General features: G+C 68.5%; 24 protein-coding genes. 14 read left to right on the top strand and 10 right to left on the bottom strand.

What is annotated here, in order from left to right:
* Positions 1-154 precede the first annotated feature (154 nt).
* Entirely contained in the window at positions 155-1,816 is a 1,662-nt protein-coding gene (locus INR38_RS16825; protein WP_207443419.1) for an AMP-binding protein, read from the bottom strand.
* Positions 1,813-2,796: a cyclase family protein gene (locus INR38_RS16820; RefSeq protein WP_207443418.1), complete on the bottom strand. Its 984-nt coding sequence runs from the start codon at positions 2,794-2,796 to the stop codon at positions 1,813-1,815. The genes INR38_RS16825 and INR38_RS16820 overlap by 4 nt, the downstream gene beginning before the upstream one ends.
* Positions 2,797-3,169: 373 nt before the next feature.
* Here INR38_RS16820 and pyk point away from each other — a divergent pair, with 373 nt between their 5' ends.
* Positions 3,170-4,606: a pyruvate kinase gene (gene pyk, locus INR38_RS16815; RefSeq protein ID WP_012202862.1), complete on the top strand. Its 1,437-nt coding sequence runs from the start codon at positions 3,170-3,172 to the stop codon at positions 4,604-4,606.
* Between the two features lie 75 nt (positions 4,607-4,681).
* On the opposite strand, the gene INR38_RS16810 is transcribed toward pyk, so the two are convergent.
* Both INR38_RS16810 and INR38_RS16805 read right to left on the bottom strand, forming a co-directional pair.
* Positions 4,682-5,251: a phosphatase PAP2 family protein gene (locus tag INR38_RS16810; RefSeq protein WP_207443417.1), complete on the bottom strand. Its 570-nt coding sequence runs from the start codon at positions 5,249-5,251 to the stop codon at positions 4,682-4,684.
* Between the two features lie 12 nt (positions 5,252-5,263).
* A complete protein-coding gene (locus INR38_RS16805; protein WP_207443416.1) occupies positions 5,264-6,040 on the bottom strand; it encodes a phosphatase PAP2 family protein in 777 nt (258 codons plus the stop codon).
* A 93-nt stretch (positions 6,041-6,133) separates the two neighbouring features.
* Here INR38_RS16805 and INR38_RS16800 point away from each other — a divergent pair, with 93 nt between their 5' ends.
* The 3 genes from INR38_RS16800 (at position 6,134) to fba (ending at position 9,408) form a co-directional block, all read left to right on the top strand.
* A complete protein-coding gene (locus tag INR38_RS16800; protein ID WP_013804530.1) occupies positions 6,134-6,832 on the top strand; it encodes a response regulator transcription factor in 699 nt (232 codons plus the stop codon).
* Complete coding sequence (locus INR38_RS16795; RefSeq protein ID WP_207443415.1) at positions 6,829-8,214, top strand: histidine kinase dimerization/phospho-acceptor domain-containing protein; 1,386 nt, start codon at positions 6,829-6,831, stop codon at positions 8,212-8,214. Before INR38_RS16800 ends, INR38_RS16795 begins: the two co-directional genes overlap by 4 nt.
* A 129-nt stretch (positions 8,215-8,343) precedes the next feature.
* A complete protein-coding gene (gene fba, locus INR38_RS16790; protein WP_013804528.1) occupies positions 8,344-9,408 on the top strand; it encodes a class II fructose-bisphosphate aldolase in 1,065 nt (354 codons plus the stop codon).
* 58 nt (positions 9,409-9,466) lie between these two features.
* Here the strand turns inward: fba and INR38_RS16785 are convergent, their stop codons facing one another.
* Positions 9,467-10,303, bottom strand: a complete 837-nt coding sequence (locus INR38_RS16785; protein ID WP_012202868.1) for a sulfite exporter TauE/SafE family protein — start codon at positions 10,301-10,303, stop codon at positions 9,467-9,469.
* A 132-nt stretch (positions 10,304-10,435) separates the two neighbouring features.
* The gene (locus INR38_RS16780) at positions 10,436-11,221 is read right to left on the bottom strand and encodes a nucleotidyltransferase family protein (RefSeq protein WP_063327479.1); all 786 of its coding nucleotides are present in this window, start codon (positions 11,219-11,221) and stop codon (positions 10,436-10,438) included.
* A 117-nt stretch (positions 11,222-11,338) separates the two neighbouring features.
* Between INR38_RS16780 and tkt the strand changes: the two genes are divergently transcribed.
* The 4 genes from tkt (at position 11,339) to INR38_RS16760 (ending at position 15,285) form a co-directional block, all read left to right on the top strand.
* Positions 11,339-13,384 (top strand): transketolase, encoded by a 2,046-nt coding sequence (tkt, locus tag INR38_RS16775; protein WP_012202870.1) that lies wholly within the window; start codon positions 11,339-11,341, stop codon positions 13,382-13,384.
* Positions 13,385-13,493: 109 nt separating this feature from the next.
* Entirely contained in the window at positions 13,494-14,495 is a 1,002-nt protein-coding gene (gene gap, locus INR38_RS16770; protein WP_012202871.1) for a type I glyceraldehyde-3-phosphate dehydrogenase, read from the top strand.
* Between the two features lie 99 nt (positions 14,496-14,594).
* Entirely contained in the window at positions 14,595-14,855 is a 261-nt protein-coding gene (locus INR38_RS16765; protein WP_207443414.1) for a hypothetical protein, read from the top strand.
* Between the two features lie 70 nt (positions 14,856-14,925).
* A complete protein-coding gene (locus INR38_RS16760; RefSeq protein ID WP_026062619.1) occupies positions 14,926-15,285 on the top strand; it encodes a tRNA-binding protein in 360 nt (119 codons plus the stop codon).
* A gap of 12 nt (positions 15,286-15,297) precedes the next feature.
* On the opposite strand, the gene INR38_RS16755 is transcribed toward INR38_RS16760, so the two are convergent.
* The 3 genes from INR38_RS16755 to INR38_RS16745 all read right to left on the bottom strand — a co-directional run bounded on the left by INR38_RS16755 (position 15,298) and on the right by INR38_RS16745 (position 18,549).
* The gene (locus tag INR38_RS16755; RefSeq protein WP_043825429.1) at positions 15,298-16,272 is read right to left on the bottom strand and encodes a tripartite tricarboxylate transporter substrate binding protein; all 975 of its coding nucleotides are present in this window, start codon (positions 16,270-16,272) and stop codon (positions 15,298-15,300) included.
* Positions 16,269-17,522: a M20 aminoacylase family protein gene (locus tag INR38_RS16750; RefSeq protein ID WP_207443413.1), complete on the bottom strand. Its 1,254-nt coding sequence runs from the start codon at positions 17,520-17,522 to the stop codon at positions 16,269-16,271. Before INR38_RS16750 ends, INR38_RS16755 begins: the two co-directional genes overlap by 4 nt.
* A gap of 133 nt (positions 17,523-17,655) precedes the next feature.
* Positions 17,656-18,549 (bottom strand): LysR family transcriptional regulator, encoded by an 894-nt coding sequence (locus INR38_RS16745; protein ID WP_207443412.1) that lies wholly within the window; start codon positions 18,547-18,549, stop codon positions 17,656-17,658.
* Between the two features lie 140 nt (positions 18,550-18,689).
* Here INR38_RS16745 and dkgB point away from each other — a divergent pair, with 140 nt between their 5' ends.
* Positions 18,690-19,511, top strand: coding sequence for a 2,5-didehydrogluconate reductase DkgB (gene dkgB / locus INR38_RS16740; RefSeq protein ID WP_207443411.1), 822 nt, complete (start codon positions 18,690-18,692; stop codon positions 19,509-19,511).
* Positions 19,512-19,667: 156 nt separating this feature from the next.
* Positions 19,668-21,347, top strand: coding sequence for a long-chain-fatty-acid--CoA ligase (locus INR38_RS16735; protein WP_207443410.1), 1,680 nt, complete (start codon positions 19,668-19,670; stop codon positions 21,345-21,347).
* Positions 21,348-21,415: 68 nt separating this feature from the next.
* Here INR38_RS16735 and INR38_RS16730 read toward each other — a convergent pair whose 3' ends face one another.
* Positions 21,416-22,870 (bottom strand): transporter, encoded by a 1,455-nt coding sequence (locus INR38_RS16730; RefSeq protein WP_207443409.1) that lies wholly within the window; start codon positions 22,868-22,870, stop codon positions 21,416-21,418.
* 143 nt (positions 22,871-23,013) lie between these two features.
* On the opposite strand from INR38_RS16730, the gene INR38_RS16725 reads away from it, so the two are divergent.
* The 4 genes from INR38_RS16725 to INR38_RS16710 all read left to right on the top strand — a co-directional run bounded on the left by INR38_RS16725 (position 23,014) and on the right by INR38_RS16710 (position 26,417).
* Entirely contained in the window at positions 23,014-23,505 is a 492-nt protein-coding gene (locus INR38_RS16725; RefSeq protein ID WP_016449824.1) for an Lrp/AsnC family transcriptional regulator, read from the top strand.
* Positions 23,506-23,586: 81 nt separating this feature from the next.
* Positions 23,587-24,177 carry a TetR/AcrR family transcriptional regulator gene (locus tag INR38_RS16720; RefSeq protein WP_207443408.1) on the top strand — a complete coding sequence of 197 codons (591 nt, stop codon included), beginning with the start codon at positions 23,587-23,589 and terminating at the stop codon, positions 24,175-24,177.
* A gap of 136 nt (positions 24,178-24,313) precedes the next feature.
* Positions 24,314-25,198: an NAD(P)-dependent oxidoreductase gene (locus tag INR38_RS16715; protein ID WP_016449823.1), complete on the top strand. Its 885-nt coding sequence runs from the start codon at positions 24,314-24,316 to the stop codon at positions 25,196-25,198.
* Positions 25,199-25,220: 22 nt separating this feature from the next.
* Entirely contained in the window at positions 25,221-26,417 is a 1,197-nt protein-coding gene (locus tag INR38_RS16710; RefSeq protein ID WP_207443432.1) for an MFS transporter, read from the top strand.
* Positions 26,418-26,463: the final 46 nt, after the last annotated feature.

Genomic DNA, 26,463 nt, shown 5'->3' with positions numbered 1-26,463 from the left:
GTTGGCTGAGCATGCGAAACCAAGGGGCACCGGATGTTCTGGCTGCTGCCTGCGAACCCTGGGGGGCCGCAGATATGAACAGGCGATGCTAGAGAGAGGCCGCCTGCCGGGTCAATGCGGCCCCGTCTGATTCTGCAGAGCGATGCAGGAGGACTCAGCGCAGCTGCCTGCGCAGAATCTTTCCGGTCACGGTCTTGGGCAGTTCCTCGCGCAGCTCGACGATGCGCGGCACCTTGTAGGCGGCCATGTGTGCCTTGCAATGGGCGATGAGTTCCTCGGGCGCGGCCTGCCGGCCCGCTTTCAGCGAGACCACGGCCTTGACGGTCTCGCCCCGGTAGTCGTCTGGCACGCCGATGACGGCGGCCTCGCGCACGGCGGGGTGGGTGTAGAGCACGTCCTCGACCTCGCGCGGCCAGACCTTGTAGCCGGCGGCGTTGATCATGTCCTTCTTGCGGTCCACCAGGTAGAACCAGCCGCGCTCGTCCATGAAGCCCACGTCGCCCGTGCGCAGCCCGCCCTCGAACATGGCGTCGGCCGTGGCTTCGGGCAGGTTCCAGTAGCCGGACATGATCTGCGGGCCGGCCGAGACGATCTCGCCGATCTCGCCCGGCGCGGCCTCGCGGTGCTGGTCGTCGATGATGCGCACCACCGTGCCATAGACCGGCACACCGATGGACAGCGCACCCGAGGCCGGGTCCACCGGCGCCCGCGCGCCCAGCGGAACGAAGTGCGTGGGCGAGCAGGTCTCGGTCATGCCGAAGGCGTTGTGGATGGCCAGGCCCGAAAGCTGCTCGAAGGCCTGGATCACGGCCGGCGCAATGGGCGCGCCGCCCGAGTACAAGGCCTTGAAGCTGCGGAAATCCTCGCGCGAGACGCCCGGGTGGTTCATCAGCGCCACGAAGGCGGTGATGGCGCCGATGGTGAAGCTGGGCCGGTGCTCGCGCATGGATTCGAGCATGGTCTCGGGATGGAAGCGGTGGCTGAGCACCAGCGGGCAGGGCACCAGCAGGGCCAGGGCCACATGGCCGACCAGGCCGGTGATGTGGAACAGCGGCGCCAGGCCCAGCACGCTGTCGTCCGCCGTGATGCCTATCCAGTCGCGGTAGGTCTGGGCATTGAAGGCCAGGTTGCCATGCGTGTTCATGGCGCCCTTGGGCTGGCCCGTGGTGCCCGATGTGTAGGTGATCACGGCCGTATCGCCCGCCGCGGGCCGGCGCGCCAGCGGCGCGGGCTGGCCGCCGGCCTGCACCAGCGCAAGCAGGTCCAGCGTGCCATCGGCCACCGGCAGGCGCGGACCGTCGCCGAGCACGCGCGCATCGCCGCGCGTCTGCCAGTCCAGCGCCGATGTGGTGACCACGGTGGCCAGCGGCAGGCCGCCGGCCGCATGCACTTCGCGGGCCACGTCCAGGTACAGCTGGTCCAGGCACAGCAGGGCCTGGGTGCCCGCGTTGTGCAGGATGTAGTGCAGCTCGCGCTGCCGGTTCATGGGATTGACCGGCACGGCGATACCGCCCAGCTTCCAGGCCGCCACCAGGCCGATGACGAAGGCCGGATTGTTCTGCGTATAGAGGGCCAGCCGGTCGCCGGCCGCAAAGCCCCGCGCCTGCAGCGCATGGGCCAGCGCGCTGGCGGCCTGGTCGAGTTCGCGCAGGTTCAGCCCGCCGTCGAAGTAGCGCACGATGGCGCAGCCGGGTGCCGCAGCCAGCGAGGCTTCGAACAGGTCGAGCATGTTGCTGAACTGCGGCCGCATCTCGGCCGGCTGGCCCGGCGCGTAAAGGCCCAGCCATGGCCTGTCGTGCGATGGGGCCGCGCTCATTTGATCACCACGGGATTGACGGGCGAGCCCGTGGCGCGGTGGATCTTCAGCGGCGCGGCCACGTACAGAAAGGTGTAGCGGCCGTCGTGCGCGCAGCTGTCGGCCAGGGCCTCCAGGTCGCAGATCTCGGTCAGCGTCACGCCCAGGTTGCGCATCAGCGCGCAGTGCAGCGGCAGGGCCACGCCGTGCACGGGGTCCATGGTGACTTCGTTGGCGATGGTGTCGGTGACCAGGTTGGGGATCTCCATCGCATGGAACCAGTCCACGAGTTCGGGCGAGTAGGTCAGGCCGGGCTCGCAGAAGTCGTCGTAGAAGCTCGCCTGGTCTTCGTAGAAGCCCGACAGGAAATTGGTGCGCACGATCAGGATGTCGTGCTTTTCTATGGTGTGTCCCTGGGCCTTGGCGCAGGCCATCAGGTCTTCGTGCGTGAAGGTTTCGGCACGCTCCAGCGCTGCCTTGCCGCGGTGGCGCGCCATGTCCAGCAGCACACCGCGCCCCACGATGCCGCGCGCGCCCAGCGCCTCCACGCTGGCCTTGTCCAGCCCGCCGACGGTGGTGCGCGCGTCATAGCCATTCCAGATGCGCCCGCCGTACCAGACATGGCCCAGCGCGTCGTACTGGGTCGATCCCTGCAGGAAGGCGTCCAGCTTGTCATCGGCATAGTGCAGGCCGCCGGGGAACCGGGGTGCATCGGGGCCGTCCCAGCTGGACTCGTCAAACACCATGGTGCGCTCGGCCGGTGTGCGGCCGGGCCAGACCGGATCGCCGCGCGGGTCGCCGATCAGCCGCTGCAGCGTGAACGTCTCGCCCGAGCGGATGTGGGACACGCCGCGCAGCACCTCGGCGGGCGTGAGGAAGTTCAGCGCCCCGACCTCGTCGTCGGGTCCCCAGCGGCCCCAGTTGCTGGGGGCGTTCCTGAGCAGATCCTCCATCAGCGGGGCGTCGTCGTGCGTGTGTCCATGGTCGTGAGCATGTCCCATGTCTGTCTCCTGTCGTTGGTTTGTCGAACAAGGCGCGCAGGGCATTCAAACGCCAGGAGGGGCGCGAGGCTGTCGCGGGTTCGACACGCGGGCGGCAGGCATTGCGAACGTCCCGGGCAAAACTGCTTTCACAGGCGGCAGGCATGGCGGCGTGCCTGCGCCGGCGATGCTGCGCTGCAGCATCAAAACCCATAGCGGCAAAGGCCAGGCGCCACGGTGCTTTGCGATGCGCTGCGTGCCGCGCCTGCGCGATCTGCGGTGTGCCTGGGGCCTGGCTTTCAGCCCTTGGCCGCATGCCGGAATGTTGCCTTCATGTAACCGCATTCGTGTGAGAATTGAAACCCGATTACAAACCCTGAGCGAGAGACATTCCATGCAAGTCCGCCGTGCCACCAAGATCGTCGCCACCCTGGGCCCCGCTTCCAGCGACCCGCAACTGCTGGAACAGATGGTGCGTGAAGGCGTCAACGTGGTGCGCCTGAATTTCAGCCACGGCAAGGCGCAGGACCACATCGACCGCGCCACCATGGTGCGCGAGGCGGCCCAGCGCGCAGGCCGCGAGGTGGCCATCATGGCCGACCTGCAGGGCCCCAAGATCCGCGTCGGCAAGTTCGCCGAAGGCAAGGTCATGCTGGAGCCCGGCGCGCGCTTCGTGCTCGACGCATCGCGCACCGCGCCCGGCGACCTTGGCGGCGTGGGCCTGGACTACAAGGAGCTGCCGCGCGACGTGAAGCCCGGTGATGTGCTGCTGCTCAACGACGGCCTGATCGTGCTGACCGTGGACCATGTGCGCGGCGACGAGGTGCACACCACCGTCAAGCTGGGCGGCGAGCTGTCCAACAACAAGGGCATCAACAAGCAGGGCGGCGGCCTGACGGCCCCGGCGCTGACGGCCAAGGACATGGAGGACATCAAGACCGCCATGAGCTTCCAGGCCGACTACGTGGCCGTGAGCTTTCCCAAGAACGCCACCGACATGGAGATGGCGCGCCAGCTGTGCAACGTGGCTGCGGCCCAGTACGGCCACAAGCCCGGCCTGATCGCCAAGATCGAGCGTGCCGAGGCCATTCCGCGCTTGGAAGAGATCCTGCATGTCTCCGACGGCATCATGGTCGCCCGTGGCGACCTGGCCGTGGAAGTGGGCAACGCGGCCGTGCCCGCGCTGCAAAAGAAGATGATCCGCATGGCGCGCGACATGGACAAGTTCGTGATCACCGCCACGCAGATGATGGAGAGCATGATCACCAACCCCGTGCCCACGCGCGCCGAGGTCAGCGACGTGGCCAACGCCGTGCTGGACGGCACGGACGCCGTCATGCTCAGCGCCGAGACCGCCGCCGGCAAGTACCCGCTGGAGACCGTGCAGGAAATGGCCAAGATCTGCGCCGCCGCAGAAGCCGCCGAAGACCCGGACAGCGATGCCGAGTTCACCGGCCGCCAGTTCTCGCGCATCGACCAGTCGATCGCCATCGGCGCGCTGTTCACGGCCCACCACCTGGGCGCCAAGGCCATCGTCGCCATGACGGACAGCGGCTCCACCGCGCTGTGGATGAGCCGCCACCGCATCCACATCCCCATCTACGCGCTCACGCCCAAGATCTCCACGCAGCGCAAGATGGCCATGTACCGCAACGTGCGCCCCCTGCTCATGGACACCAGCGCCGACCGCGACACCGCGCTGGACCAGGCCGAAGGCCATCTGCGCGCGCGCAACATCGTGCAAAGCGGCGATGTCTATGCCATCACCTGCGGCGAGCCCATGGGCCAGCCCGGTGGCACCAACATGCTGAAGATATGTCGTGTGAACTGATGCGCACGCATCCGCTGCGCGTCAGTAATTGAACCCACCCGGGACAGGCCCACAGGTCTTCCCGGGTTCTTTGTTTCAGAGCGTGCCTGAGCCCAGGCGTGCCAGCAGCGGCCCGCCTGCACGGCGGCGCCACAGCGCGGCATGCCAGACCAGGGTGGCGCTGCAGATGCCCACGATGGCACCGCCGACCACATCGGACGGGAAGTGCACGCCCAGGTGCACGCGGCTCCAGGCCATGCCCAGGGCCAGCGACCAGGCTGACACCATGACCCAGCGACGGTGGCGCGTGCAGCCCAGGGTCAGCGCCTGGGCCAGGGCAAAGGCGCCCGTGGCGTGCATGCTCGGGAAGCTGGACCGCAGCGCGTGATCCACCCATTGCACGCCCATGCCCAGCTGGGCAGGACGCGGCGCCGGAAAGCCCCAGCGGATCAGCCGCGCCACGGCCCAGGCGGCCAGCATGGACAGCAGGGCCAGCACCAGGGTGCGGCGCAGGGCGGGCGAGCCGCGCAGCAGCCCGGCCATCACGGGAACGGCGCACAGCGAGGGAAGCCAGGAGGAGATGGCGCGCGCCGCCTCGATCGAGATGGCGGGCGTTTGCGCGTTGGCGTTCAGCAGCGTGAACAGGGCGGGGTCCAGGGGCAGCATTGCAATGCTCGATCAGGGTGCGGAAGGCGGAAGGCTGGCGGCGGGCCACAGGGAGTCAGGCGCGCTGTCCCGGGTCCGCAGCGCACGCGTGACCGCCAGGTCGAAGAGCCAGCCCGCCGTCCAGCACAGCCAGCCGGTCCACAGCGTGTGGCTCATGAAATGGGCGCCGCGCATCTGCTGGGCCAGCCCCATCGACAGGCCTGCGGCCAGCGAGACGGCCAGCCAGATCCAGGCTGCGCGCGGTGCATGGCGGCGCAGCGCGAAATACCCGGCCAGAAAGGCAAAGCCTGCCGAGGCATGGCCTGCGGGAAAGCAGCGCCCCGGCCCGCCATCGGCCAGGCCCAGCGACCAGTGCGAGACATGGCGCGCCACACCGCCGAACTCGGCCAGGTCCCAGGGGCAGCTGGTCGCGCTGGTGTACTTGAGCAGCGATATCAGGGCCAGCGACAGCAAGATGCCCGCCACCAGCTGCACGCGCCGCCCATGGGGCAGCAGGCGCAGCGGGCCCACGGGCCGCCAGACGCACAGCGTCAGGCCCAGCACCACCAGCCAGGCCAGGCGGCGTGCGCCTTCGTGGGCGATGTTCACGAAGAACCAGTCCGAACGCAGCGCAAAGCCATCGGCTTCGCCAAACCAGCGGGCCATGGCCAGGTCCAGGGCGCTGGCATCCCAGGCCAAGACCACGGCCAGCGCCGCCAGGGTCCACAGCAGGGTGCTTTTGAAGGAGGGGCCCTGCGCGGGGGCTGCGGAGAAATCTCGGGGTTCAGGTGTCGGCATGGCCGGCAGCATGAGAAGCGCGGCTTAAACCCGTCTTAACGCATGCCTCGGCGTGCGGCCATCGTCTGGCACCGCAGCCGGCAGCGGTCATTGCACAATGCGCGCATGCGAATACTGGTCGTCGAAGACAACGCGGGCATTGCCGCAGGCCTGCAGGCCAATCTGCAACAGCGCCGCTACGCGGTCGATGTCTGCACCACCGTGGCCGAGGCCTGGCATGCGCTGGAGATGGAGCGCTTCGATGCCGTGCTGCTGGACCTGGGCCTGCCCGATGGCGACGGCAGCGAAATCCTGCGCCGCCTGCGGGGCCCGCGCCGCCCGGGTGGCGACAGCCAGGCCCTGCCGGACCCCAACACGCCCGTGCTCATCCTGACCGCGCGCGACCAGGTGCGCGAGCGCATCGCCGGGCTGGACCTGGGTGCCGATGATTACCTGGTCAAGCCCTTCGACATCGACGAGCTGGAGGCGCGGCTGCGCGCCATGCTGCGCCGCGCAGGCGGGCAGGCGGCACCCGTGATCCGCCATGGCGAGCTGGAGGTCGACCCGGCCGCGCGCACCGTGCGCCGCGACGGAAAGCTGGTGGAGATGTCGCCGCGCGAGTTCTCCGTGCTCTGGGTGCTGCTGCAGGCGCGCGGGCGCGTGCTCTCGCGCCAGCAGATCGAAGAGCACCTCTACAGCTGGGGCACGGCCGTGGAAAGCAATGCCGTCGAAGTCCACATCCACCACCTGCGCAAGAAGCTGGGCAATGCCAGCATCGTCACCATGCGTGGCGTGGGCTACTTCCTGCCCGTGGAGAACACATGAGCACCGCGCCGGACCGCCGCCCCTCGCTGATCTGGCATCTGATGGCCTGGATGCTGGGCGCGCTGGTCGTGGTCTGGGCCAGCTTCGTGGCGCTGGGCTACCAGACCGGCGTGCACGAGGCAGACGAGCTCACCGACGGCCACCTGGCCGGCGTCGCTGCGCTGGTACTCAACCTGGAAGTCGCAGGCGCCGTAGGCCAGGGAGCAGCCACGCCCGTGCATGAGCCCCCCGGCCTCATGGCCCACGATTACCAGCAGTCGCTGAGCGTGGCCCTGTGGGATGGCTCGGGCCGGCTCATCTCGCGCACGGGCGATGCGCCCGAGCCCTCCTTCGACACCGAGCAGGGCTTTGCCACGCTGCGCCTGGGTCCCGAGCATCGGGCCTGGCGCAGCTTCACCCAATGGAGCCGCGACCACGCACGCAAGGTCAGCGTGATGATCGAGCTGCAGGAGCGCGACGAACTGGCCGACGACATTGCGGGCCAGATGGTCGAGCCCGGCCTGTGGCTGCTGCCCGTGGTGGCGCTGGCGCTGGGGCTGGCCATTCGCCGGGGCATGCGGCCGCTCAACGAACTCTCGCGCGAGGTGGAGCGCCTGGACCTGGCCCAGGCCGAGCGCGTCTCGCACCGCCACGCGCTGCGGGAATTCATGCCCGTGGTGAACTCCATCAACACCTTGCTGGACCGCCAGCAGGAGGCGCTGGAGCGCGAGCGCAGCCTGGCCAACGAAGTGGCCCATGAACTGCGCACGCCGCTGGCCTCCATCGCCTTGCAGGCGCGGGCCCTGGGCGATGCGCCGGCCGGTGCCATGGACGCCCCGGCCCAACGCCAGGCGCTGGCGCAGATAGGCCGGGACGCGCTGCATGCCGGCCATGTGCTCAACCAGCTGCTGGCACTGGCGCGCGCCGGCCGCGCCATGCTGGCCGAGCCGCCCGTGCCCGTGGACCTGGCCGCGCTGGCCCGGCAGGTGGTGGCCGCCCATGCGCAGGCGGCATGGCAGCGCGACTGCAGCCTGTCCGTGCAGGCGCCTGAGGCACTGGGCGTGATGGGCAATGCCGTGCTGCTGGAGCTGGCGCTGCGCAATCTGGTGGAAAACGCCCTCAAGCACACGCCGCACGGCACGCAGATCGAGGTCCAGGCCGGGCAGGGGCCCGACGGCGAGGTCTGGCTGCAGGTCTGCGACGACGGCCGCCGTAGCGACGGCCGCCGCGATGGCGCCGAGCGCGCGGCAGCGCCCGTGGACAGCCTGCACCTGGGCCACGAGATCGTGGCGCGCGTGCTGCGCGCCCACCAGGGAAGCTTTGGCGAGGCCGCGCCGCCCGAAGGCTTCACGACCTGCTACCGCATGGGAATGCCCGGGACAGGGTTGGCGGCAGCTGGTTAAAATCGCCAGTTACCAAGCGGTTACTGCCGCGATCCCCCGGCCGTGGCCCCGCAGCGCACCCATGACGCAGCGGCGGCTGCCATGCGGCAGGGGCATCCCCCTCTCAACAACTTGATACGGACCCTACACATGCCTCTCGTTTCGATGCGCGAACTGCTGGACCACGCTGCCGAAAACGGCTACGGTCTTCCCGCCTTCAACGTCAACAACCTGGAGCAGGTGCAAGCCGTGATGTCGGCCGCTGACGAAGTGGGCGCGCCCGTCATCCTGCAGGCCAGCGCAGGCGCCCGCAAGTACGCCGGCGAACCCTTCATCAAGCACCTGATCCAGGCCGCTGCCGAGCAGTATCCCCACATCCCCCTGGTCATGCACCAGGACCACGGCACCTCGCCCGCCATCTGCCAGGGCGCGCTGAACCTGGGCTTCGGCTCGGTGATGATGGACGGCTCGCTGATGGAAGACGGCAAGACGCCTTCCTCCTTCGAATACAACGTGGACGTGACCCGCAAGGTCGTGGAAATGGCCCACAAGCTGGGCGCCACCGTCGAAGGTGAACTCGGCTGCCTGGGCTCGCTGGAAACCGGCATGGCCGGCGAGGAAGACGGCGTGGGCGCCGAAGGCGTGCTCGACCACTCGGCCCTGCTGACCGATCCCGAGGAAGCGGCCCAGTTCGTCAAGGCCACGCAGCTGGACGCGCTGGCCATTGCCATCGGCACCAGCCACGGCGCCTACAAGTTCACGCGCAAGCCCACGGGCGACATCCTGTCCATCCAGCGCGTCAAGGAAATCCACGCGCGCCTGCCCAACACCCACCTGGTCATGCACGGCTCCTCCTCCGTGCCCCAGGAACTGCTGGAAATCATCCGCCAGTACGGCGGCGCCATGAAGGAAACCTACGGCGTGCCCGTCGAGGAAATCCAGGAAGCCATCAAGCACGGCGTGCGCAAGATCAACATCGACACCGACATCCGCCTGGCGATGACCGGCGCCGTGCGCAAGTTCCTGGCCGAGAACCCCGAGAAGTTCGATGCCCGCGAATGGCTCAAGCCCGCCCGCGAAGCCGCCAAGCAGATCTGCAAGGCCCGCTACATCGAGTTCGGCTGCGAAGGCCAGGGCGCCAAGATCAAGGGCTACACGCTGGAGCAGATGGCCGCCAAGTACGCTGCCGGTTCGCTGCAGCAGGTCGTGAACTGATCGGTTCCTTCCCCCTTCAAAAAAAGCCCGCCGGTCCGCCCGGCGGGCTTTTTTGTTGTCAGCGCGGTGCGGGGGCCGCAGCCGGTGACCGCTGGGGTACGGCCATGGCCATCTCGTCATCGGGCACCACGGGCTGGGGGTGGCTGGCGTTCCAGCCCGACACCAGCAGGCTGGTGCCCGACAGCACCAGCAGCAGGCAGACCATCCATTCGACCAGCCGCTTGGGCAGGGCGGGCGGATGGCGCATGTGCAGCCAGGTCACCACCGTCACCACGGGAAAGGCCAGGGCCGCCGCCAGCAGCACGCTGGCGGTGATCTCGCCCTCCCAGGCCACCATCGCCAGGCGCAGCAGCGCGCAGGTGAGGAACATGGCAAACAGGCACTGGCGCACCACCAGGCGGTCCAGCGGCTGGCGGTACAGGTGGTAGACCATGGGCGGGCCCGGCGTGGCAAACAGGCCGCCCAGCACCCCCGATGCCACACCGGCCACCCACAGCGACACCGGCCCCGACACCTGCGCGTTGACCTGCTTTTGCAGCAACAGCAACAGCGCGCAGGCCACGATGGCCAGGCCCAGCAGCATGCGCAGCCCGCTCAGCGCATTGCCGCTGAGCCACTGCAGCAGCAGCACGCCGCCGATCACGCCGATGACGCTGCTGATCAGCATGGGCTTGAGCAGCGTCCACTGCGGCACCTGGCGGTGGGCGCGCAGGTAGGCCACGCCGTTGACCACGGACAGCAGGCAGGCCACGTTGGCCGCATCGCCAATGCCCATCAGGTGCGTGGCACCGGCCACGCCCACGAAGATCAGCCCGAAGGCAAAGCCCGTCAGGTTCTGGCAAAACGTCGCCAGGCCCACCAGGGCCAGGAACATCACATACTGGATCACGCTCATCGAAAGGCTTTCTGGCGCGCCGCTGCGCCGAACCGGCGACGCTATCACGAAGCGCGAGCCGCTGCCTGCAGGCGCAGCGGGCAGGGCGCCAAGCCGCCGATCGCCAGGCCGCACTCACCGACGCGCGGTGTATCAGCCCGGCGCGTTGAGGCGTTCCAGCCGCTCGGGCGTGCCCACGTCGGTCCAGCGGCCCGTGTACAGGCTGGCCCCCACCTGGCCGGCCGCCATGGCGCGGCGCAGCAGCAATACCAGCGGCACGCGCCATCCCTCGGGGTTGCCGGGCGGGATGTCGCACCAGGGCGCGGCAAACAGCTCGGCGCGCAGCAGCGCAATGGTGCCGTAGGTCTGGCGCGGGCGGGCATCGCCCTCGGGCCAGTCGCAGGCCAGGCCCAGTTCGTCCACGCCGAAGTCGCCGCGCGGGTGGTGCTCGGGGTTGGGCACCAGCCACAGATGGGCCAGGCGGCCGCTGGCGGCAAATTCGCGGGCCGCCTCGAACGGAAAATCGAAGTCGGGCGCGTAGACGTCGCCGGCCGCCAGCCAGAACACCTCGCCCAGCAGCGGCAGCGCGCGCGCAATGCCGCCGGCGGTCTCCAGCGCCTGCTCGGGCTCGGGGGAATAGGCCAGTTGCAGCGGCTCGCCCCCGTTGTCAGGCACGAATTGGGGGCCGAATCGCGCCGGAATCTGCGCGCCCAGCCAGCCCGTGTTGACCACCGCGCGGCGCACGCCCGCCCGGGCCAGCGCCTGCATGTGGTGCTGCAGCAGCGGCTGGCCCTGCACCTGCAGCAGGGGCTTGGGGGTGGTGTCGGTCAGCGGCCGCATGCGCTCGCCACGGCCTGCGGCCAGCAGCATGGCAGGCGGCTGTTCGGTGAGGGAAAGCGCCTTGGCGGCGGGGAACGGCGGGATGGGCTGGGCGGTCATGGAGGGCAACTGTAGACCATTGCCAGCGGCCATTGCCCCGCGCCCGGGAGCCGAAAACCCCAGTCCTTTAAAATGGCCGGCTTATTCTGATTACCCCCTCCTTCACGGAGCGCCCTGATGGCCAACACTCAACAAATGGCGAATGCGATCCGCGCACTCGCAATGGATGCCGTTCAACAAGCCAACTCCGGCCACCCCGGCGCCCCCATGGGCATGGCCGACATGGCCGTGGCACTGTGGAGCCGTCACCTCAAGCACAACCCCGTCAACCCGCAATGGGCTGACCGTGACCGCTTCATCCTGTCCAACGGCCACGGCTCCATGCTGATCTACGCGCTGCTGCACCTCACGGGCTACGCGCTGCCGATCGACGAGCTCAAGAACTTCCGCCAGCTGCACAGCAAGACGGCCGGCCACCCCGAAGTAGGCATCACCCCCGGCGTGGAAACCACCACCGGCCCGCTGGGCCAGGGCATCACCAATGCCGTGGGCTTCGCGCTGGCCGAAAAGCTGCTGGCTGCCGAATTCAACCGTCCCGGCCACGCCATCGTCGACCACCACACCTACGTGTTCCTGGGTGACGGCTGCCTGATGGAAGGCATCAGCCACGAGGCCGCGGCCCTGGCCGGCGCCTGGAAGCTGGGCAAGCTGGTGGCGCTGTACGACGACAACGGCATCTCCATCGACGGCAAGGTCGCTCCCTGGTTCATCGACAACACGCCCGCCCGCTTTGAAGCCTATGGCTGGAACGTGATCCGCGACGTGGACGGCCACAACGTCCAGGCCCTCGATGCCGCCATCGCCGCTGCCAAGAAGAACAGCTCCAAGCCCACGCTGATCTGCTGCAAGACCAGCATCGGCAAGGGCTCGCCCAACCGCCAGGACACGGCCAAGGCCCACGGCGAGCCCCTGGGCGCCGAGGAAATCGCGCTGACCCGCGCGGCCCTGGGCTGGGAGCACGGCCCCTTCGACATCCCCGCCAGCGTCTACGGCGACTGGGATGCCAAGGCCGCCGGCGCCAAGGCCGAAGCGGCCTGGAACAAGAAGTTCGCCGCCTACGCCAAGGCCTTCCCCGAACTGGCTGCCGACTTCACGCGCCGCATGGCCGGCGACCTGCCTGCCAACTTCGGCGAGATCGCCGCGCAGATCGCCTCCGACGCGCATGACGCAGGCGCCACCGTGGCCAGCCGCAAGGCCAGCCAGCTGGCCCTGGAAGGCCTGACCGCAGCCCTGCCCGAGCTGCTGGGCGGCTCGGCCGACCTGACCGGCTCCAACCTGACCAACACCAAGAGCACGCCTTCGCTGCGCGTGGACGACAAGGGTGCCGTGGTCCTGACTGAAGACGGCAAGATCGGCCGCCACATCAACTACGGTGTGCGCGAGTTCGGCATGGCCGCCATCATGAACGGCATCGCCCTGCATGGCGGCTACATCCCCTACGCAGGCACCTTCCTGACCTTCAGCGACTACAGCCGCAACGCCATCCGCATGGCCGCGCTGATGAAGCAGCGCGTGGTCCACGTCTTCACGCACGACTCCATCGGCCTGGGCGAAGACGGCCCCACCCACCAGTCCATCGAGCACGCCGCCTCGCTGCGCCTGATCCCTGGCCTGGATGTCTGGCGCCCTGCCGACACCACGGAAACCGCCGTCGCCTGGACCGTGGCCCTGAGCCAGAAGAACAAGCCCACGGCCCTGCTGCTGTCGCGCCAGAACCTGGCCTACGCAGCCAAGACCGAAGACGCGCTGGACGACATCGCCTGCGGCGCCTACGTGCTGTCCGAGCCCAAGGCCGTCGGCCTGAACAAGAAGGCCCAGGCCGTCATCATCGCCACCGGCTCCGAAGTGCAGCTGGCCCTGGCAGCCCAGAAGCTGCTGGCCGAGCGCAAGGTCGCCGTGCGCGTGGTCTCCATGCCCAGCACCACCACCTTCGACAAGCAGGACGCCAAGTACAAGAGCCAGGTGCTGCCGGCCAACCTGCCGCGCATCGCCGTGGAAATGGGCGTGACCGACTTCTGGTGGAAGTACGGCTGCGCCGCCGTCGTCGGCATCGACACCTACGGCGAATCGGCCCCAGCGCCCGTGCTGTTCAAGCACTTCGGCTTCACGGCCGAGAACGTGGCCGACACCGTGCAGGCTGCGCTGCAGCGCGCCGGCAAGTAAAGCTGCGAGAAGGGGCCTGTGGCCCCTTTTTGCCGCCCGCCAGGCCCGGCTTGGCCCTCACCGTTTCAGTTTTTCCGTTTTTCGCAATCCGTCAATCCAAGAGGCAAATATGACGATCAAGATCGGTATCAACGGCTTCGGCCGCATCGGCCGCATGGTGTTCCGCGCTGCCGTGCAGAACTTCAGCGACATCGAAGTCGTGGGCATCAACGACCTGCTCGAGCCCGACTACCTAGCCTACATGCTCAAGTACGACAGCGTGCACGGCCGCTTCAAGGGCGAGGTCTCGGTGGAGGGCTCCAACCTGATCGTCAACGGCAAGACCATCCGCCTGACGCAGGAGCGCGACCCCGCCAACCTGAAGTGGAACGAAGTCGGCGCCGACATCGTGATCGAGGCCACTGGACTGTTCCTGACCGACGAGACCGCACGCAAGCACCTGGCTGCCGGCGCCAAGAAGGTCATCATGTCCGCGCCTTCCAAGGACAGCACCCCGATGTTCGTCTTCGGCGTGAACTGCAAGACCTACGCCGGCCAGGACGTGATCTCCAACGCCTCCTGCACCACCAACTGCCTGGCTCCCGTGGCCAAGGTGCTCAACGACAAGTGGGGCATCAAGCGCGGCCTGATGACCACCGTGCACGCTGCCACCGCCACGCAAAAGACCGTGGACGGCCCCAGCAACAAGGACTGGCGCGGCGGCCGCGGCATCCTGGAAAACATCATTCCCTCCAGCACGGGCGCAGCCAAGGCCGTGGGCGTGGTGATTCCCGAGCTCAACAAGAAGCTGACCGGCATGTCCTTCCGCGTGCCCACCTCCGACGTGTCGGTGGTGGACCTGACGGTGGAACTGAACAGCGAAGCCAGCTACGAAGAGATCTGCGCCGAAATGAAGGCCCAGTCGCAAGGCGCGCTCAAGGGCGTGCTGGGCTACACCGAAGACAAGGTCGTGGCCACGGACTTCCGCGGCGAGTCCTGCACCTCGGTGTTCGATGCCGAAGCCGGCATCGCCCTGGACAAGACCTTCGTGAAGGTCGTGTCCTGGTACGACAACGAGTGGGGCTACTCGAACAAGTGCCTGGAAATGGTGCGCGTGGTCGCCGCCAAGTAATCCTGGCGCGAACCGCTGCGGGGCCTGTCGAGGGCCCCGCACCAGGCCGGCATCGGACGCGATGCCGGCCTTTTTCATGGAAGCTGCGACACTGACGGCTTGTTCGTCACCTGTGATTCGACCGCCATGCAACCCGCCCTTTGCAGCGTCTGCAACAAGGATCCGACGAAGGAACCCGGCCCGCTGCACGGAGCCTGGCTGTGCTTTGCCGACCATTGCGCCGAGCAGGCCGGCATGCTGTCCCATCCGCAGGGACTGGCCTATTTCTGCTCTTTGCATCTGCCGGCGGCGAAGGCCCTCGCGCATTTGCCGCAGCAGGAAGCGATGGCACGGCTGGCGCATGCCTGCGCGCGTTCGTGAGCCCGCCACTGTTCCGCACTGCAAGCGTTGCTCGACAAAGCCGGCCCCGGCGGCGCGGCATCATGGCCGCATGACTACTTCATCCGCATTGCACGAGACCATTGGCTTTGACGACTTCCTCAAGGTGGAGCTGCGCGTGGGCCGCATCGTGGACGCCCAGGTGTTCAAGGAGGCGCGCCGCCCCGCCTATGTGCTGCAGGTCGACTTCGGCCCGGAGCTGGGCCTGCGCAAGTCCAGCGCCCAGATCACGGCGCTGTACCGGCCCGAGGAACTGATAGGCCGCCAGGTGGTGGCCGTGCTGAACTTTCCCAGCAAGCAGATCGGTCCCATGCGCTCGGAGTGCCTGGTCACGGGATTCCACAACGAGAACGGTGAGGTCGCACTGTGCGTGCCCGACCGCGAGGTGCCGCTGGGCACCAAGCTGCTGTGACGGCCTGGGTGACTATTCGATGCGCACGTCGGCCGCCTTGACGATGCGCCCGGACGCTTCCCAGTCGTCCTTGAGCAGGCGCTGGAATTCGGCGGCCGGCAGGGTGGCGGCTTCCACGCCCACGCGGGCCAGGCGCTCCTGGACCACGGGCTCGGCCAGCACCTTGCGCACGGCGGCGTTGATGCGCTCCACTTCGGCGGGTGGCGTGCCGGCCGGTGCCAGCAGGCCCAGCCAGGAGTCGAAGGCATAGCCGGGCACGCCGGACTCGGCCACCGTGGGCAGATCGGGCAGGAAGCGCGACCGTTGCTGGCCCGAGTAGGCCAGCAGTTTGACGCGCGGGTCCTTCTGGAAGGCCAGCATGCCGATGGTGGCGCCCGTGACCAGCTGCACGCGGCCAGCCAGCAGTTCGGTGGTGGCGTCGCCCGTGGATTTCATGGGGATGTGCTGCAGCTTGATGCCCGCCTGCGCGGCCAGCGAGGCCGAGGCCAGGTGCGAGGCGCTGCCATTGCCGGCCGACGCATAGTTGAGCTGGCCGGGCTGGGCCCTGGCGCGCTGCAGCAGCTCGCCCAGGGTCTGCACGCCCGAGGCGGCCGGCACGCCCACCACATAGCCCGTGCGGCCCAGGAAGGACACGCCCACGAAGTCCTTGAGCGGGTCATAGGGCAGCTTCGCGTACAGATGGCCGGCCAGGTTGTGGCTGGCCGCAGCCAGCACCAGGGTGTTGCCGTCCGGCGCGGACTTGGCCACCTGGGCCGTGCCCACGCTGCCACCCGCGCCCGCCCGGTTTTCCACCACCACGGTGGCGCCCAGGGCCTGGCCCAGTTCATTGCTGAAGGTGCGTGCCACCGTGTCCTGCGTGGCGCCTGCGCCGAAGGGCACGACGATGCGGATCACGCGTTCGGCATGCACGGCCGGTGCCAGTCCCAGGGCCAGGGCTGCTGCCAGCAGAACGCGGCGGGTGACGGGAGAAGGATGAGAGGTTTTCATGGGGAAGTTTCCTGGGTGCCGGCAAGCCACCGCTCCACCAGCCGCACGAAGTAGCTGGCGCCGATGGCAAGGATGTCGTCGTTGAAGTCGTAGGAGCGGTTGTGGATCAGGCAGGGGCCGTCGCCATGGCCGGGCAGTCGGTGATCGCCCTGGCCGTTGCCGATGAAGGCGTAGCAGCCGGGCCGCGCCTGCAGCATGTGGGCGAAGTCCTCGGCCGCCAGCACGCCGGGGAACTGCGTGTCCACGGCGTCGTCGCCCGCGATCTCGCGCATCACGGCGGCGGCGAAGGCGGCCTCGGCCGCGTGGTTGACCAGGGGCGGCGAGGCGCGGCGGAAATGGATCTCGGCCCTGCAGCCATGGGCCAGGGCCGTGTGCTCGGCCTGGCGGCGCAGGGCGGCTTCGAGGATGTCCAGCGCCGCCACGGAGAAGGTGCGCACCGTGCCGCCCACCCAGGCGCTGTCGGGAATCACGTTGGGCGCGTCCGAGCCCTGGATCTGCGTCACCGCCAGCAGCGCGCGTTCGCGCGAATCCACATGGCGCGCGACCAGGGTCTGCAGTTGCTGGGCCAGGTCAATGGTGGCGGCCACCGGATCGATGCCCGTGTGCGGCAGCGAGGCATGCGTGCCCTGCCCGTGCAGCACGATGCGGAAGGTGTTGCTGGAGGCCATGAGCGCGCCCGGGTTGAGTGCGAAGCTGCCCACGCGGTCCAGCGCGAAGTTGTGCAGGGCGAAGACCGCATCGCAGGGAAAGCGCTCGAACAGGCCTTCGTCGATCATCCTGCGTGCGCCGGCCTTGCCCATCTCTTCGGCCGGCTGAAAGATCAGGTGCACCGTGCCCGCGAAGTCGCGCGTGCGTGCCAGATGCCAGGCCGCGGCCAGCAGCATGGTGGTGTGGCCGTCATGGCCGCAGGCATGCATGCAGCCTGCGTGCTGCGAGCGGTGGGCGAACCGGTTTTCTTCCTGCAGCGGCAGCGCATCCAGGTCGGCGCGTAGGCCGATGGTGCGCGTGCCGTGGCGTGCGTCCGTATGCCTGCCGTGCACCACGCCCACCACGCCCGTGCCGGCCAGGCCGGTGTGCACCTCCACGCCCCAGGCGGCCAGGCGTTCGGCCACGATGGCCGAGGTGCGGTGTTCCTCGAAGCCCAGCTCGGGGTGGGCATGCAGGTCGCGCCGTAGGGCCACGAAGGGCGCCATGTCGGCAAAGCTTTCGATCAGGTGGGGCAAGGCGGTCTCCGGCCGCAGCCGGCCCATGCCTGCTGCGGCGAATCCCGGATTCTGTAAAGCCGCCAGCCCTGTGGCAACGAAGCAAAACGCATATGCATGCGCCCTGCATGCACAAGCCGAACGGGCCGATCAAGCCGTTCAGGCGGACGTCACAGGGCCCTCAGGACTGCGCCATGCGCTGCGCGAGAAAGTCCAGGAAGGCCGTGATGCGCGCGGCCAGCGCCGTGTTGCGGTAGTAGACGGCGTGGATGGGCTGGCGCTGCTGCACGGTCTCGCGCGCCAGCACCTGCACCAGCTCGCCCTGGGCGCGATCGCGCACGGTCATGAAGTCGGCCAGGCAGACCACACCCTGGCCTGCCAGGGCCAGCTGACGCATGGTCTCGCCGCTGGAGGCCGTGAGCTGGGGCGCGGCATCCCAGCGGTCACCGCCCTCGGGCGTGCGCAGCGGCCAGTGGTTCAGGCCCGGCACCTGGCTGTTGCCGATGCGCTGGTGGCGCGCCAGCGCAGCCACGCTCGCCACGGGGCCATGGGCCTGCAGGTAGGCGGGGCTGGCCAGCACGCGCAGCAGGCTGTGGCACAGCAGTCGCGCATGCAGCGTGGAGTCGCGCAGCTCGCCGATGCGGATGGCGATGTCGGTGCGCTGGGCCAGCAGGTCGATGTGCAGGTCATCGGTGTTCAGCTCCAGCGTGATCAGCGGATAGAGCGCGCGGAACTCGCCGACCAGCGGCACGATGGCATGCAGCATGAAGGGCGAGGCCGCATTGACGCGCAGCAGCCCGGCCGGCGCCTGGCGCCGCGCGGCCAGTTCCTCCTCGGCCGCGTCCAGGGCCTGCAGCACCTCGCGCGCGCGGGCCAGGAAGCGCGCGCCTTCCTCGGTCAGTTCCAGGCTGCGCGTGGTGCGCCGCACCAGGGTGGTGGCCAGTTTTTTCTCCAGGCGCGACAGGCTGCGGCTGATGCCCGAGGTGGTCTGTCCCAACTGCTCGGCCGCCGCCGTGATGCTGCCGCAGTCGATCACGGCGCGAAAGGCCTGCAACTCGTCCAGGGTGGTTTTCATGGGGCGCCAGCTTGGCGCAATTGTTGCTGCAGCGTCAAATATTTTCTGCTGATACCAGGCTTTATCTGCAAGCGTTAACCCGCCAGACTGCAGTCTTCGGGGCGTGGTTCCGCGCCTTGTTTGCTTTTTGAAAGACCTGCATGACATCGACTGCCTCTCTCGCTTCCGTGGTGCCCGCGTTCGGCCTGGGCACCTTCCGCCTCAAGGATGAGGTGGTGCGCCACTCCGTGGGCCAGGCCCTGGAGGTGGGCTACCGCGCCATCGACACCGCCCAGATCTACGGCAACGAGGCCGATGTGGGTGCCGCCATCGCCGCCAGCGCCGTGTCGCGCGATCGGCTCTTTCTCACCACCAAGATCTGGACCGAGAACCTGTCCGCCGACGCGCTGATCCCCAGCCTGGAGCGCAGCCTTGAAGCCCTGCGCACCGACCATGTGGAGCTGACGCTGATCCACTGGCCCTCGCGCAGCGTGCCGCTGGAGGACAGCCTGGGCGCGCTCTTGCGCGCCAGGGAGCAGGGGCTGACGCGCCACATCGGCGTGTCCAACTTCAACATCGCGCTGCTGCAGCAATCCATCGCCGCCGTGGGCGCCGCGAACATCGCCACCAACCAGATCGAACTGAGCCCCTATCTGCAAAACCGTGCCGTCACCGACTTCGCACGCCAGCAGGGCATTCACACCACCTCGTACATGACGCTGGGCTACGGCAAGCTGCTGGCCGATCCCGTGCTGGCCGACATCGCCGCCGCCCACGGCGCCACGCCCGCCCAGGTGGCGCTGGCCTGGGCCATGGCCATGGGCTATGCCGTCATTCCCTCGTCCACCCAGCGCGCCCACCTGCAGGCCAACCTGGACAGCTGCCAGCTGGTGCTGGGCGCTGAAGACATGCAGCGCATCGCCGCGCTGGAACGCGGCGACCGCCAGGTCAGCCCTGACGGCCTGGCTCCCGCCTGGGATTGAGCGGGGCTGGGATCGGGGGCCTGCGCGGCCCGGCGGGCTTTGACCTGGAGCAACGCAATGGTGACCCTAGGGGTAGTACTAGGGTTATCACAGTATCGAACGACCGTGCTTTTTATGAGAATGCACGTTCAATCGAGAAACCAGGAGACGAGCAGCATGAGTGACCGCCCATGGCTGGGTGCCTATCCGGCAGGTGTGCCCGCCGACATCGATCCCTCCCAATACCCCTCGCTGGTGGCCCTGATGGAGGAGGCCTTCAGCCGTTACGCGGACCGCGTGGCCTATTCCTTCATGGGCAAGGAGCTGACCTACTCGCAGGTCGATGCGCAAAGCCGCGCCTTCGCCGCCTATCTGCAGAGCCTGGGCCTGGCCCGCGGCGACCGCGTGGCGCTGATGATGCCCAACATTCCCCAGTACCCCGTGGCCGTGGCCGCCGTGCTGCGTGCGGGCTTCGTCGTGGTCAACGTCAACCCGCTGTACACGGCGCGCGAGCTGGAGCACCAGCTCAAGGACTCGGGCGCCAAGGCCATCGTCATCATCGAGAACTTCGCCCACACGCTGCAGGCCTGCAAGGCCGCCACGCCCGTGCAGCACATGGTGCTGTGCACCATGGGCGACCAGCTGGGCATGCTCAAGGGCGCCATCGTCAATTACGTGGTGCGCAAGGTCAAGAAGCTGGTGCCGCCGTTCTCGCTGCCTGGTGCAGTGCGCTTCAATGACGCGCTGGCCAAGGGCATGCGCTCGCCCTTCCAGGCGCCGCAGCTGCAGGCCTCCGACATGGCGCTGCTGCAGTACACGGGCGGCACCACGGGCGTGAGCAAGGGCGCGGTGCTGCTGCACAGCAACATCATCGCCAACGTGCTGCAATCCGAGGCCTGGAACCAGCCCGCCATGGGCAAGGTGCCGGCCGGCGAGCAGCCCACCAGCATCTGCGCGCTGCCGCTGTACCACATCTTCGCCTTCACGGTGAACATGATGCTGTCCATGCGCACGGGCGGCAAAACCATCCTGATTCCCAATCCGCGCGACCTCAAGGCCACGCTCAAGGAACTGTCCACGCAGCGCTTTCACAGCTTCCCGGCCGTGAGCACGCTGTTCAACGGCCTGGCCAACCACCCGGACTTCAACACCGTGGACTGGTCGCACCTGAAGGTCTCGGTCGGCGGCGGCATGGCGGTGCAAAGCGCCGTGGCCCAGCTGTGGCTGCAAAAGACCGGCTGTCCCATCTGCGAGGGCTACGGCCTGTCGGAGACCAGTCCCTCGGTCAGCTGCAACCCCGTCACCTCCACCGAGTTCTCGGGCACCATCGGCGTGCCCCTGCCCAGCACCTGGATGAAGCTCGTCGATGACGAAGGAAACGACGTGACCACCATCGGCGAGCGCGGCGAGGTCGCCATCAAGGGCCCGCAAGTCATGGCCGCCTACTGGCAGCGCCCCGACGAAACCGCCAAGGTCTTCACCGCCGACGGCTACTTTCGCACCGGCGACATCGGCACCATGGACGAGCGCGGCTACTTCAAGATCGTGGACCGCAAGAAGGACATGGTCCTGGTCAGCGGCTTCAACGTCTATCCCAACGAAGTGGAAGACGTGGTCTCCAACTGCCCCGGCGTGCTCGAATGCGCCGTGGTCGGCGTGCCCGACGAGAAGACCGGCGAGGCCGTCAAGCTGGTCATCGTGCGCAAGGACGACAGCCTCACCGAACAGGCCGTGCGCGATTTCTGCCACGACAACCTCACGGGCTACAAGCGGCCTCGCGTGATCGAGTTCCGCACCGAGCTGCCCAAGACCCCGGTCGGCAAGATCCTGCGCCGGGAGCTGCGCGACAGCAAGTAACGCGGGCGGCTTGCCGTGTTTGCAAAGAGGCGCTGAGGCGCCTCTTTTCATTGGGAGGGAACACGTCTTCAGAACACGCCCAGACCCGCCAGGACCAACGCCGCCAGCGCCGCCAGTGCCACGGCCGTCGCATTGAGGCAGGCCAGCGCAAAGCCGAAGCGCACCAGCTCACCTTCTTCCTGCGCGGTGGTCCGTGCCAGGCCCAGCACCAGCATCACGATGGACAAAGAGCCCAGCGCCGCATGCCCGGCGGCGCTGTTGTGCACGGCGGCCAGCAGCAGGCGCGAGGATTCGGGCAGCAGGGCGATGGCGGGCATGAAGATCGCGTTGCCGCCCACGTTGGAGCCCGTCATGTAGCCGGCCAGTGCGCCGAAGGCAGCCACGATGGGCGCCAGGGCAGCGGGCGCCAGCTCGGCCAGCAGCTGCACCAGGCCGGACAGGTAACCGGCCTTGACCATCATCTGGGACATGGCCAGAAAGAAGAAGATGGTCAGCAGCGGGCGCTTGGCGCGGGCGGCCAGAGCACCAGCCAGGGCAGCGCCACGGCCAGCCCCGCGCGCCAGCAGCAGGGCCAGCACCAGGGTCAGCGCCACGCCGGGCGAGGCCAGCGGCTTCCAGGCCACCTGGGCGCCCTGCACGATCCAGCGCTGGTCCCACTGCGTGGCCAGGGCCAGCAGCTTGAGCAGCACGATGGCAAGGGCCAGCGCCAGATACGGCCAGGCCTGTCGCGGCCAGCCGGGTGCCGCCTGGGCCGTGCCGCGCAGCAGCAGTGCGCGCACCAGCATGCCCAGCGCCACCGCAAAGCCTGCGCCCACGCCCGCCACCTCGGGGCCCATCCAGCGGCTGATGCCATGCAGCACGCCCACGAACAGCAGGCCAAAGCCGCCCAGCAGCAGCCAGGCCCGCGCACCGCGCTCGCCGGCCAGATGCAGGGACAGGGCGCCCAGCACCAGGAACACCGGCGCGCTGGTCAGCGAGGACACAGCGGCCAGCGCTGCCGCGTCCACATGGGCCAGCGAGGCACCGATCACCGTGGCCAGGCCCAGCGTGCCCCAGGGCATGATGGCCATGCCCGCCAGCGCCATGCGCAGCGCGGCGCGCCGTTCGAACAGGCTCAGCAGCAGCGGCACGGTGGCGATCAGCGACACGCCAAAGCCCGTCATCGCCTCCAGCAGCGGCGCCAGGCCCAGCACGATGAACACCACCTGATCGGCCGGCCCCAGGCCCAGCGAGCGCACCCACTGGCTCAGCGCCTGGTTCACGCCCATGCGTTCGATGAGGATCACAAAGCCCAGGCCCGGCACGATCACGAAGGCCGTGCTGAGGAACAGCACGCCCGTGTCGCGCGCTGCGGCCAGGGCGGCGCCGGAAGCGGAGGTGCCCGTCGCCATCCAGGCATCGACCAGCCACAGCAGGGCGACCAGCGCCGCCCCGGCCATGGCCGCCTGCACAGGCGGGCGGCGCAAAACCATGAGCATGGACATCACAAGAAACACGGGAGACAGGTGGAGCAGGGTGGCCATGGGATGGGCTTTCTCGGCAGGCAGGTCCGCATGCGTTGGATGCGGAAAACGACGAAATACTATTTCGCGGCACCTGTTTTTTGGTCTCTGAATTGGGGATGTTTGCGAGAAAATTTCTCACCCTCCAAAAGTCCTCGCTTCCCATGACCAAGCACACCGCCCACCCTGCTCACCTGGCCGACCTGGACGGCTTCGACCGCGCCATCCTGGCCATCGTCCAGCGCGACAGCACGGTGCCGCTGCGCCTGCTGGCCGAGCAGGTCAACCTGTCCACTGCCGCCGTGCAGCGCCGCCTCAAGCGCATGCAGGCCGAAGGCGTGATCACCGGCCAGGCCGCCACCGTGGACCCCACGCGCGTGGGCCGGCCCATCACGATCATCGTGGAGGTCATGACCGAGCGCACCAGCATCGACGCGCTCAACGCCATGAAGTCGCACTTCGCCGTGCCCGAGGTCCAGCAGTGCTACTACGTCACGGGCGAGGTGGACTTCGTGCTCGTGCTCACCGTGGCCACCATGCAGGAGTACGAGGCCCTGGCGCGGCGCCTGTTCGCCGAGAACCCCAACGTCAAATGGTTCAAGACCATCGTGGCGCTGGACCGCGTGAAGGTGGGGCTGGAAATTCCCTGCGAGTGAAGGCCCTTTGGCGCAATCTTGACAGCCGCGGAACGGCCGCCTACATTGAGTGGAATGATCGTTCCAATTCAATGAGCCACCATGCGCACCAAGGACTTCGACCCCGATGACATCGCAGACGCCGCCATGCAGGTGTTCTGGCAGCGCGGCTACGCGGCCACCTCGGTGCAGGACCTGGTGGACGGCACGGGCCTGTCGCGCAGCAGCCTGTACGGCACCTTCGAGAACAAGCAGGGGCTGTTCCAGCATGCGCTGCGCCGCTATGAGGCCGTGACCACCTCCAACGTGGAACTGCTGTCCGGCCCGGGGCGCGCCCGGGACCTGGTGCGGCAGCTGCTGCTGCGCATCGTGCAGGACGAATTGAGCGATGCCGGGCGCCGTGGCTGCCTGGTCGCCAATGCCGCGCTGGAGCTGGCCGGCCATGACGAGACCGTGGCCGAGAGGGTGGCCGGCAACTTCCAGCGCCTGCAAAAGGCGCTGGAAAAGCTCATCCTGCGCGGCCAGCAGGAAGGCGACATCACCGACAGCAAAAAGCCGCGCGCCCTGGCGCGCTTCGTCCTGAACACCGTGCAGGGCCTGCGCGTGCTGGGCAAGGGCAGCAGCGCGCCGCAGCGCCGCCAGTGCCTGATGGATGTGGTCGACGTGGTCGACATGGCGCTGCAGGCGCAATAGCCGGCCACCCGTCACCCGCCGCGCGCATGTCGTGCCGTTGCGGGTTTTTATTTTCCTTAAATTGGAATGATCGTTCCAGTAATCCGGATTTCAATTTTCCGTGTCCGTTTCACTCTCTCATCACCCTGGAGTTCCCATGCATTCAAACCTTCAAACCACCATTGCCGTGCTCGGCACGGGCCTGATCGGTGCGCCCGTCGCGCGCAACCTGCAACGCAAGGGCTTCACCGTCCGCGCCTGGAACCGGACGGCCGCCAAGGCCCAGGCCCTTGCGGCCGACGGCGTTCAGGCCTGTGGCGATGCGGCCGACGCCGTGCGTGGCGCCCGCATCGTCGTCACTGTGCTCAAGGACGGGCCGGCCGTGCTGCAGGCCATGCAGGCTGCAGCGCCCGCATTGCAGCCGGGCACACTGTGGCTGCAACTGAGCACGGTGGGTGTTGACGCCATCGCGCCGCTGGCGCAGTTCGCCGATCGGCATGGCCTGGTGTTCTACGACTGCCCCGTGCAGGGCACGCGCCAGCCGGCCGAGCAGGGCCAGCTTGTCATCCTGGCCGCAGGCCCGCTGGCGCAGCGCGGCCAGGTGCAGCCGGTGTTCGATGCCATTGGCAAACGCAGCCTGTGGATTGCGCAGCAGGCAGGCGCCGCCAGCCGGCTCAAGCTGGCGCTCAACCACTGGGCCTTCGCACTCACGCATGGCCTGGCCGAAAGCCTGGCGTTGGCCAAGGGGCTGGACATAGAACCGGCCCTGGTGGTCGATGCCGTCACGGGCGGGCCCATGGACAGCGGCTTCTTCCAGGCCAAGGCCGCTGCCATGCTGTCAGGCCGCTACGACGCCAGCTTCACCGTGGCCAATGCCGTCAAGGACGCTCAACTGGTGGCCGATGCCGCAGCCGGCGCAGGCCTGCTGCTGGATGGCGCCCAGGCCGGGCTGCGCCGCTTCGAGCGCGCGCTGGCCGCCGGGCATGGCGACAAGGACATGGCGGCATCCCACCTGGCATCCCATCCAGCCTCCCATGCCTGAGATGCGCAGCGAGGAAAAGGCAATGAACCAGCCCATGGACACCTCCGGCGACACGGGCCTGCCGCTGGGCAGGCTGCTGGCCCTGGCGATGGCAGGCTTTCTGGCCATCATGACCGAGACCCTGCCGGCCGGCCTGCTGCCGCAGATCGGCACGGGACTGGCAGTGTCCGAAGCCATGGCCGGCCAGATGGTCACGCTGTACGCGCTGGGTTCGGTACTGGCCGCCATTCCCGTCGTGGCCGCCACGCGCGGCCTCAGGCGCCGGCCGCTGTTCATGGCGGCGGTGGGCGGGCTGCTGCTTTTCAACAGCCTCACCGCGCTGTCCGGCCACTACGGCCTGACCCTGGTCGCCCGCTTTGCCGCAGGCATGGCTGCCGGCGTGATCTGGGGGCTGGTGGCCGGCTATGCGCGGCGCATGGTGCCGCCGCATCTGCAGGGGCGCGCACTGGCCGTGGCGGGCGTGGGCCAGCCGTTGGCCCTGGCGGCCGGCGTGCCGCTGGGCGCCTGGCTGGGCAGCCTGTTCGACTGGCGCGGCGTGTTCTGGGCGCTGTCGGCGCTGTGCCTGCTGCTGCTGGCCTGGGTGCGGCTGGGTGTGCCGGATTACGCCGGGCAGACGGCGCACCAACGCCAGCCCGTGGCGCGCATCCTGCTCGTGCCCGGCGTGCGCCCCGTGCTGCTGGCGCTGTTCGGCTGGATGCTGGCCCACAACATGCTCTACACCTTCATCGCGCCCTTCCTGGCTTCGGCGGGTCTGGGGCAAAGGGTGGATGTGGTGCTGCTGCTCTTCGGCCTTGCGGCCATTGCCGGCATCTGGCTCACGGGCCTGCTGGTGGACCGCTGGCTGCGCGCGCTCACCGTGCTGAGCCTGGCCTTGTTCGCCGTGTCTGCGCTGGTGCTGGGCCTGGCCGGGCAGTCGGCCGTGGCCGTTCTGATCGGGGTTGCGGCCTGGGGCCTGAGCTTTGGCGGTGCGCCCACCCTGCTGCAGACCGCGTTGGCCGATGCGGCGGGCGAGGGCGCCGACGTGGCCCAGTCCATGCTGGTGACGGTCTTCAACCTGGCCGTGGCGAGCGGCGGCGTGGCCGGCGGACTGCTGCTGGGCTGGCGGGGTGCCTCCGCCTTGCCCTGGGCTCTGGTGGTGTTGGCGCTGGCCTGTCTGTCCGTGGTCTGGCCGGCCAGCCAGGCGGGCTTTCGGCCTGGGCGGCGCAGCATGGCTGCCTGAGGCACCCGCATCGCTGTTGCACCCGCATCGCTGTTCCCTCAACAGA

Source organism: Delftia sp. SD018, assembly GCF_017355445.1.
Classification (GTDB): Bacteria; Pseudomonadota; Gammaproteobacteria; order Burkholderiales; family Burkholderiaceae_C; genus Comamonas; species Comamonas acidovorans.
Note: the sequence above shows the minus strand (reverse complement) of the source record. Positions and strands in the feature narration are given on the sequence as shown.

Coding starts and splice junctions, on each gene's coding strand:
- INR38_RS16825 (WP_207443419.1), bottom strand. CDS start 1,816: ATGAGCGCGGCCCCATCGCACGACAGGCCATGGCTGGGCCTTTACGCG.
- INR38_RS16820 (WP_207443418.1), bottom strand. CDS start 2,796: ATGGGACATGCTCACGACCATGGACACACGCACGACGACGCCCCGCTG.
- pyk (WP_012202862.1), top strand. CDS start 3,170: ATGCAAGTCCGCCGTGCCACCAAGATCGTCGCCACCCTGGGCCCCGCT.
- INR38_RS16810 (WP_207443417.1), bottom strand. CDS start 5,251: ATGCTGCCCCTGGACCCCGCCCTGTTCACGCTGCTGAACGCCAACGCG.
- INR38_RS16805 (WP_207443416.1), bottom strand. CDS start 6,040: ATGCTGCCGGCCATGCCGACACCTGAACCCCGAGATTTCTCCGCAGCC.
- INR38_RS16800 (WP_013804530.1), top strand. CDS start 6,134: ATGCGAATACTGGTCGTCGAAGACAACGCGGGCATTGCCGCAGGCCTG.
- INR38_RS16795 (WP_207443415.1), top strand. CDS start 6,829: ATGAGCACCGCGCCGGACCGCCGCCCCTCGCTGATCTGGCATCTGATG.
- fba (WP_013804528.1), top strand. CDS start 8,344: ATGCCTCTCGTTTCGATGCGCGAACTGCTGGACCACGCTGCCGAAAAC.
- INR38_RS16785 (WP_012202868.1), bottom strand. CDS start 10,303: ATGAGCGTGATCCAGTATGTGATGTTCCTGGCCCTGGTGGGCCTGGCG.
- INR38_RS16780 (WP_063327479.1), bottom strand. CDS start 11,221: ATGACCGCCCAGCCCATCCCGCCGTTCCCCGCCGCCAAGGCGCTTTCC.
- tkt (WP_012202870.1), top strand. CDS start 11,339: ATGGCCAACACTCAACAAATGGCGAATGCGATCCGCGCACTCGCAATG.
- gap (WP_012202871.1), top strand. CDS start 13,494: ATGACGATCAAGATCGGTATCAACGGCTTCGGCCGCATCGGCCGCATG.
- INR38_RS16760 (WP_026062619.1), top strand. CDS start 14,926: ATGACTACTTCATCCGCATTGCACGAGACCATTGGCTTTGACGACTTC.
- INR38_RS16755 (WP_043825429.1), bottom strand. CDS start 16,272: ATGAAAACCTCTCATCCTTCTCCCGTCACCCGCCGCGTTCTGCTGGCA.
- INR38_RS16750 (WP_207443413.1), bottom strand. CDS start 17,522: ATGGGCCGGCTGCGGCCGGAGACCGCCTTGCCCCACCTGATCGAAAGC.
- INR38_RS16745 (WP_207443412.1), bottom strand. CDS start 18,549: ATGAAAACCACCCTGGACGAGTTGCAGGCCTTTCGCGCCGTGATCGAC.
- dkgB (WP_207443411.1), top strand. CDS start 18,690: ATGACATCGACTGCCTCTCTCGCTTCCGTGGTGCCCGCGTTCGGCCTG.
- INR38_RS16735 (WP_207443410.1), top strand. CDS start 19,668: ATGAGTGACCGCCCATGGCTGGGTGCCTATCCGGCAGGTGTGCCCGCC.
- INR38_RS16730 (WP_207443409.1), bottom strand. CDS start 22,870: ATGGCCACCCTGCTCCACCTGTCTCCCGTGTTTCTTGTGATGTCCATG.
- INR38_RS16725 (WP_016449824.1), top strand. CDS start 23,014: ATGACCAAGCACACCGCCCACCCTGCTCACCTGGCCGACCTGGACGGC.
- INR38_RS16720 (WP_207443408.1), top strand. CDS start 23,587: ATGCGCACCAAGGACTTCGACCCCGATGACATCGCAGACGCCGCCATG.
- INR38_RS16715 (WP_016449823.1), top strand. CDS start 24,314: ATGCATTCAAACCTTCAAACCACCATTGCCGTGCTCGGCACGGGCCTG.
- INR38_RS16710 (WP_207443432.1), top strand. CDS start 25,221: ATGAACCAGCCCATGGACACCTCCGGCGACACGGGCCTGCCGCTGGGC.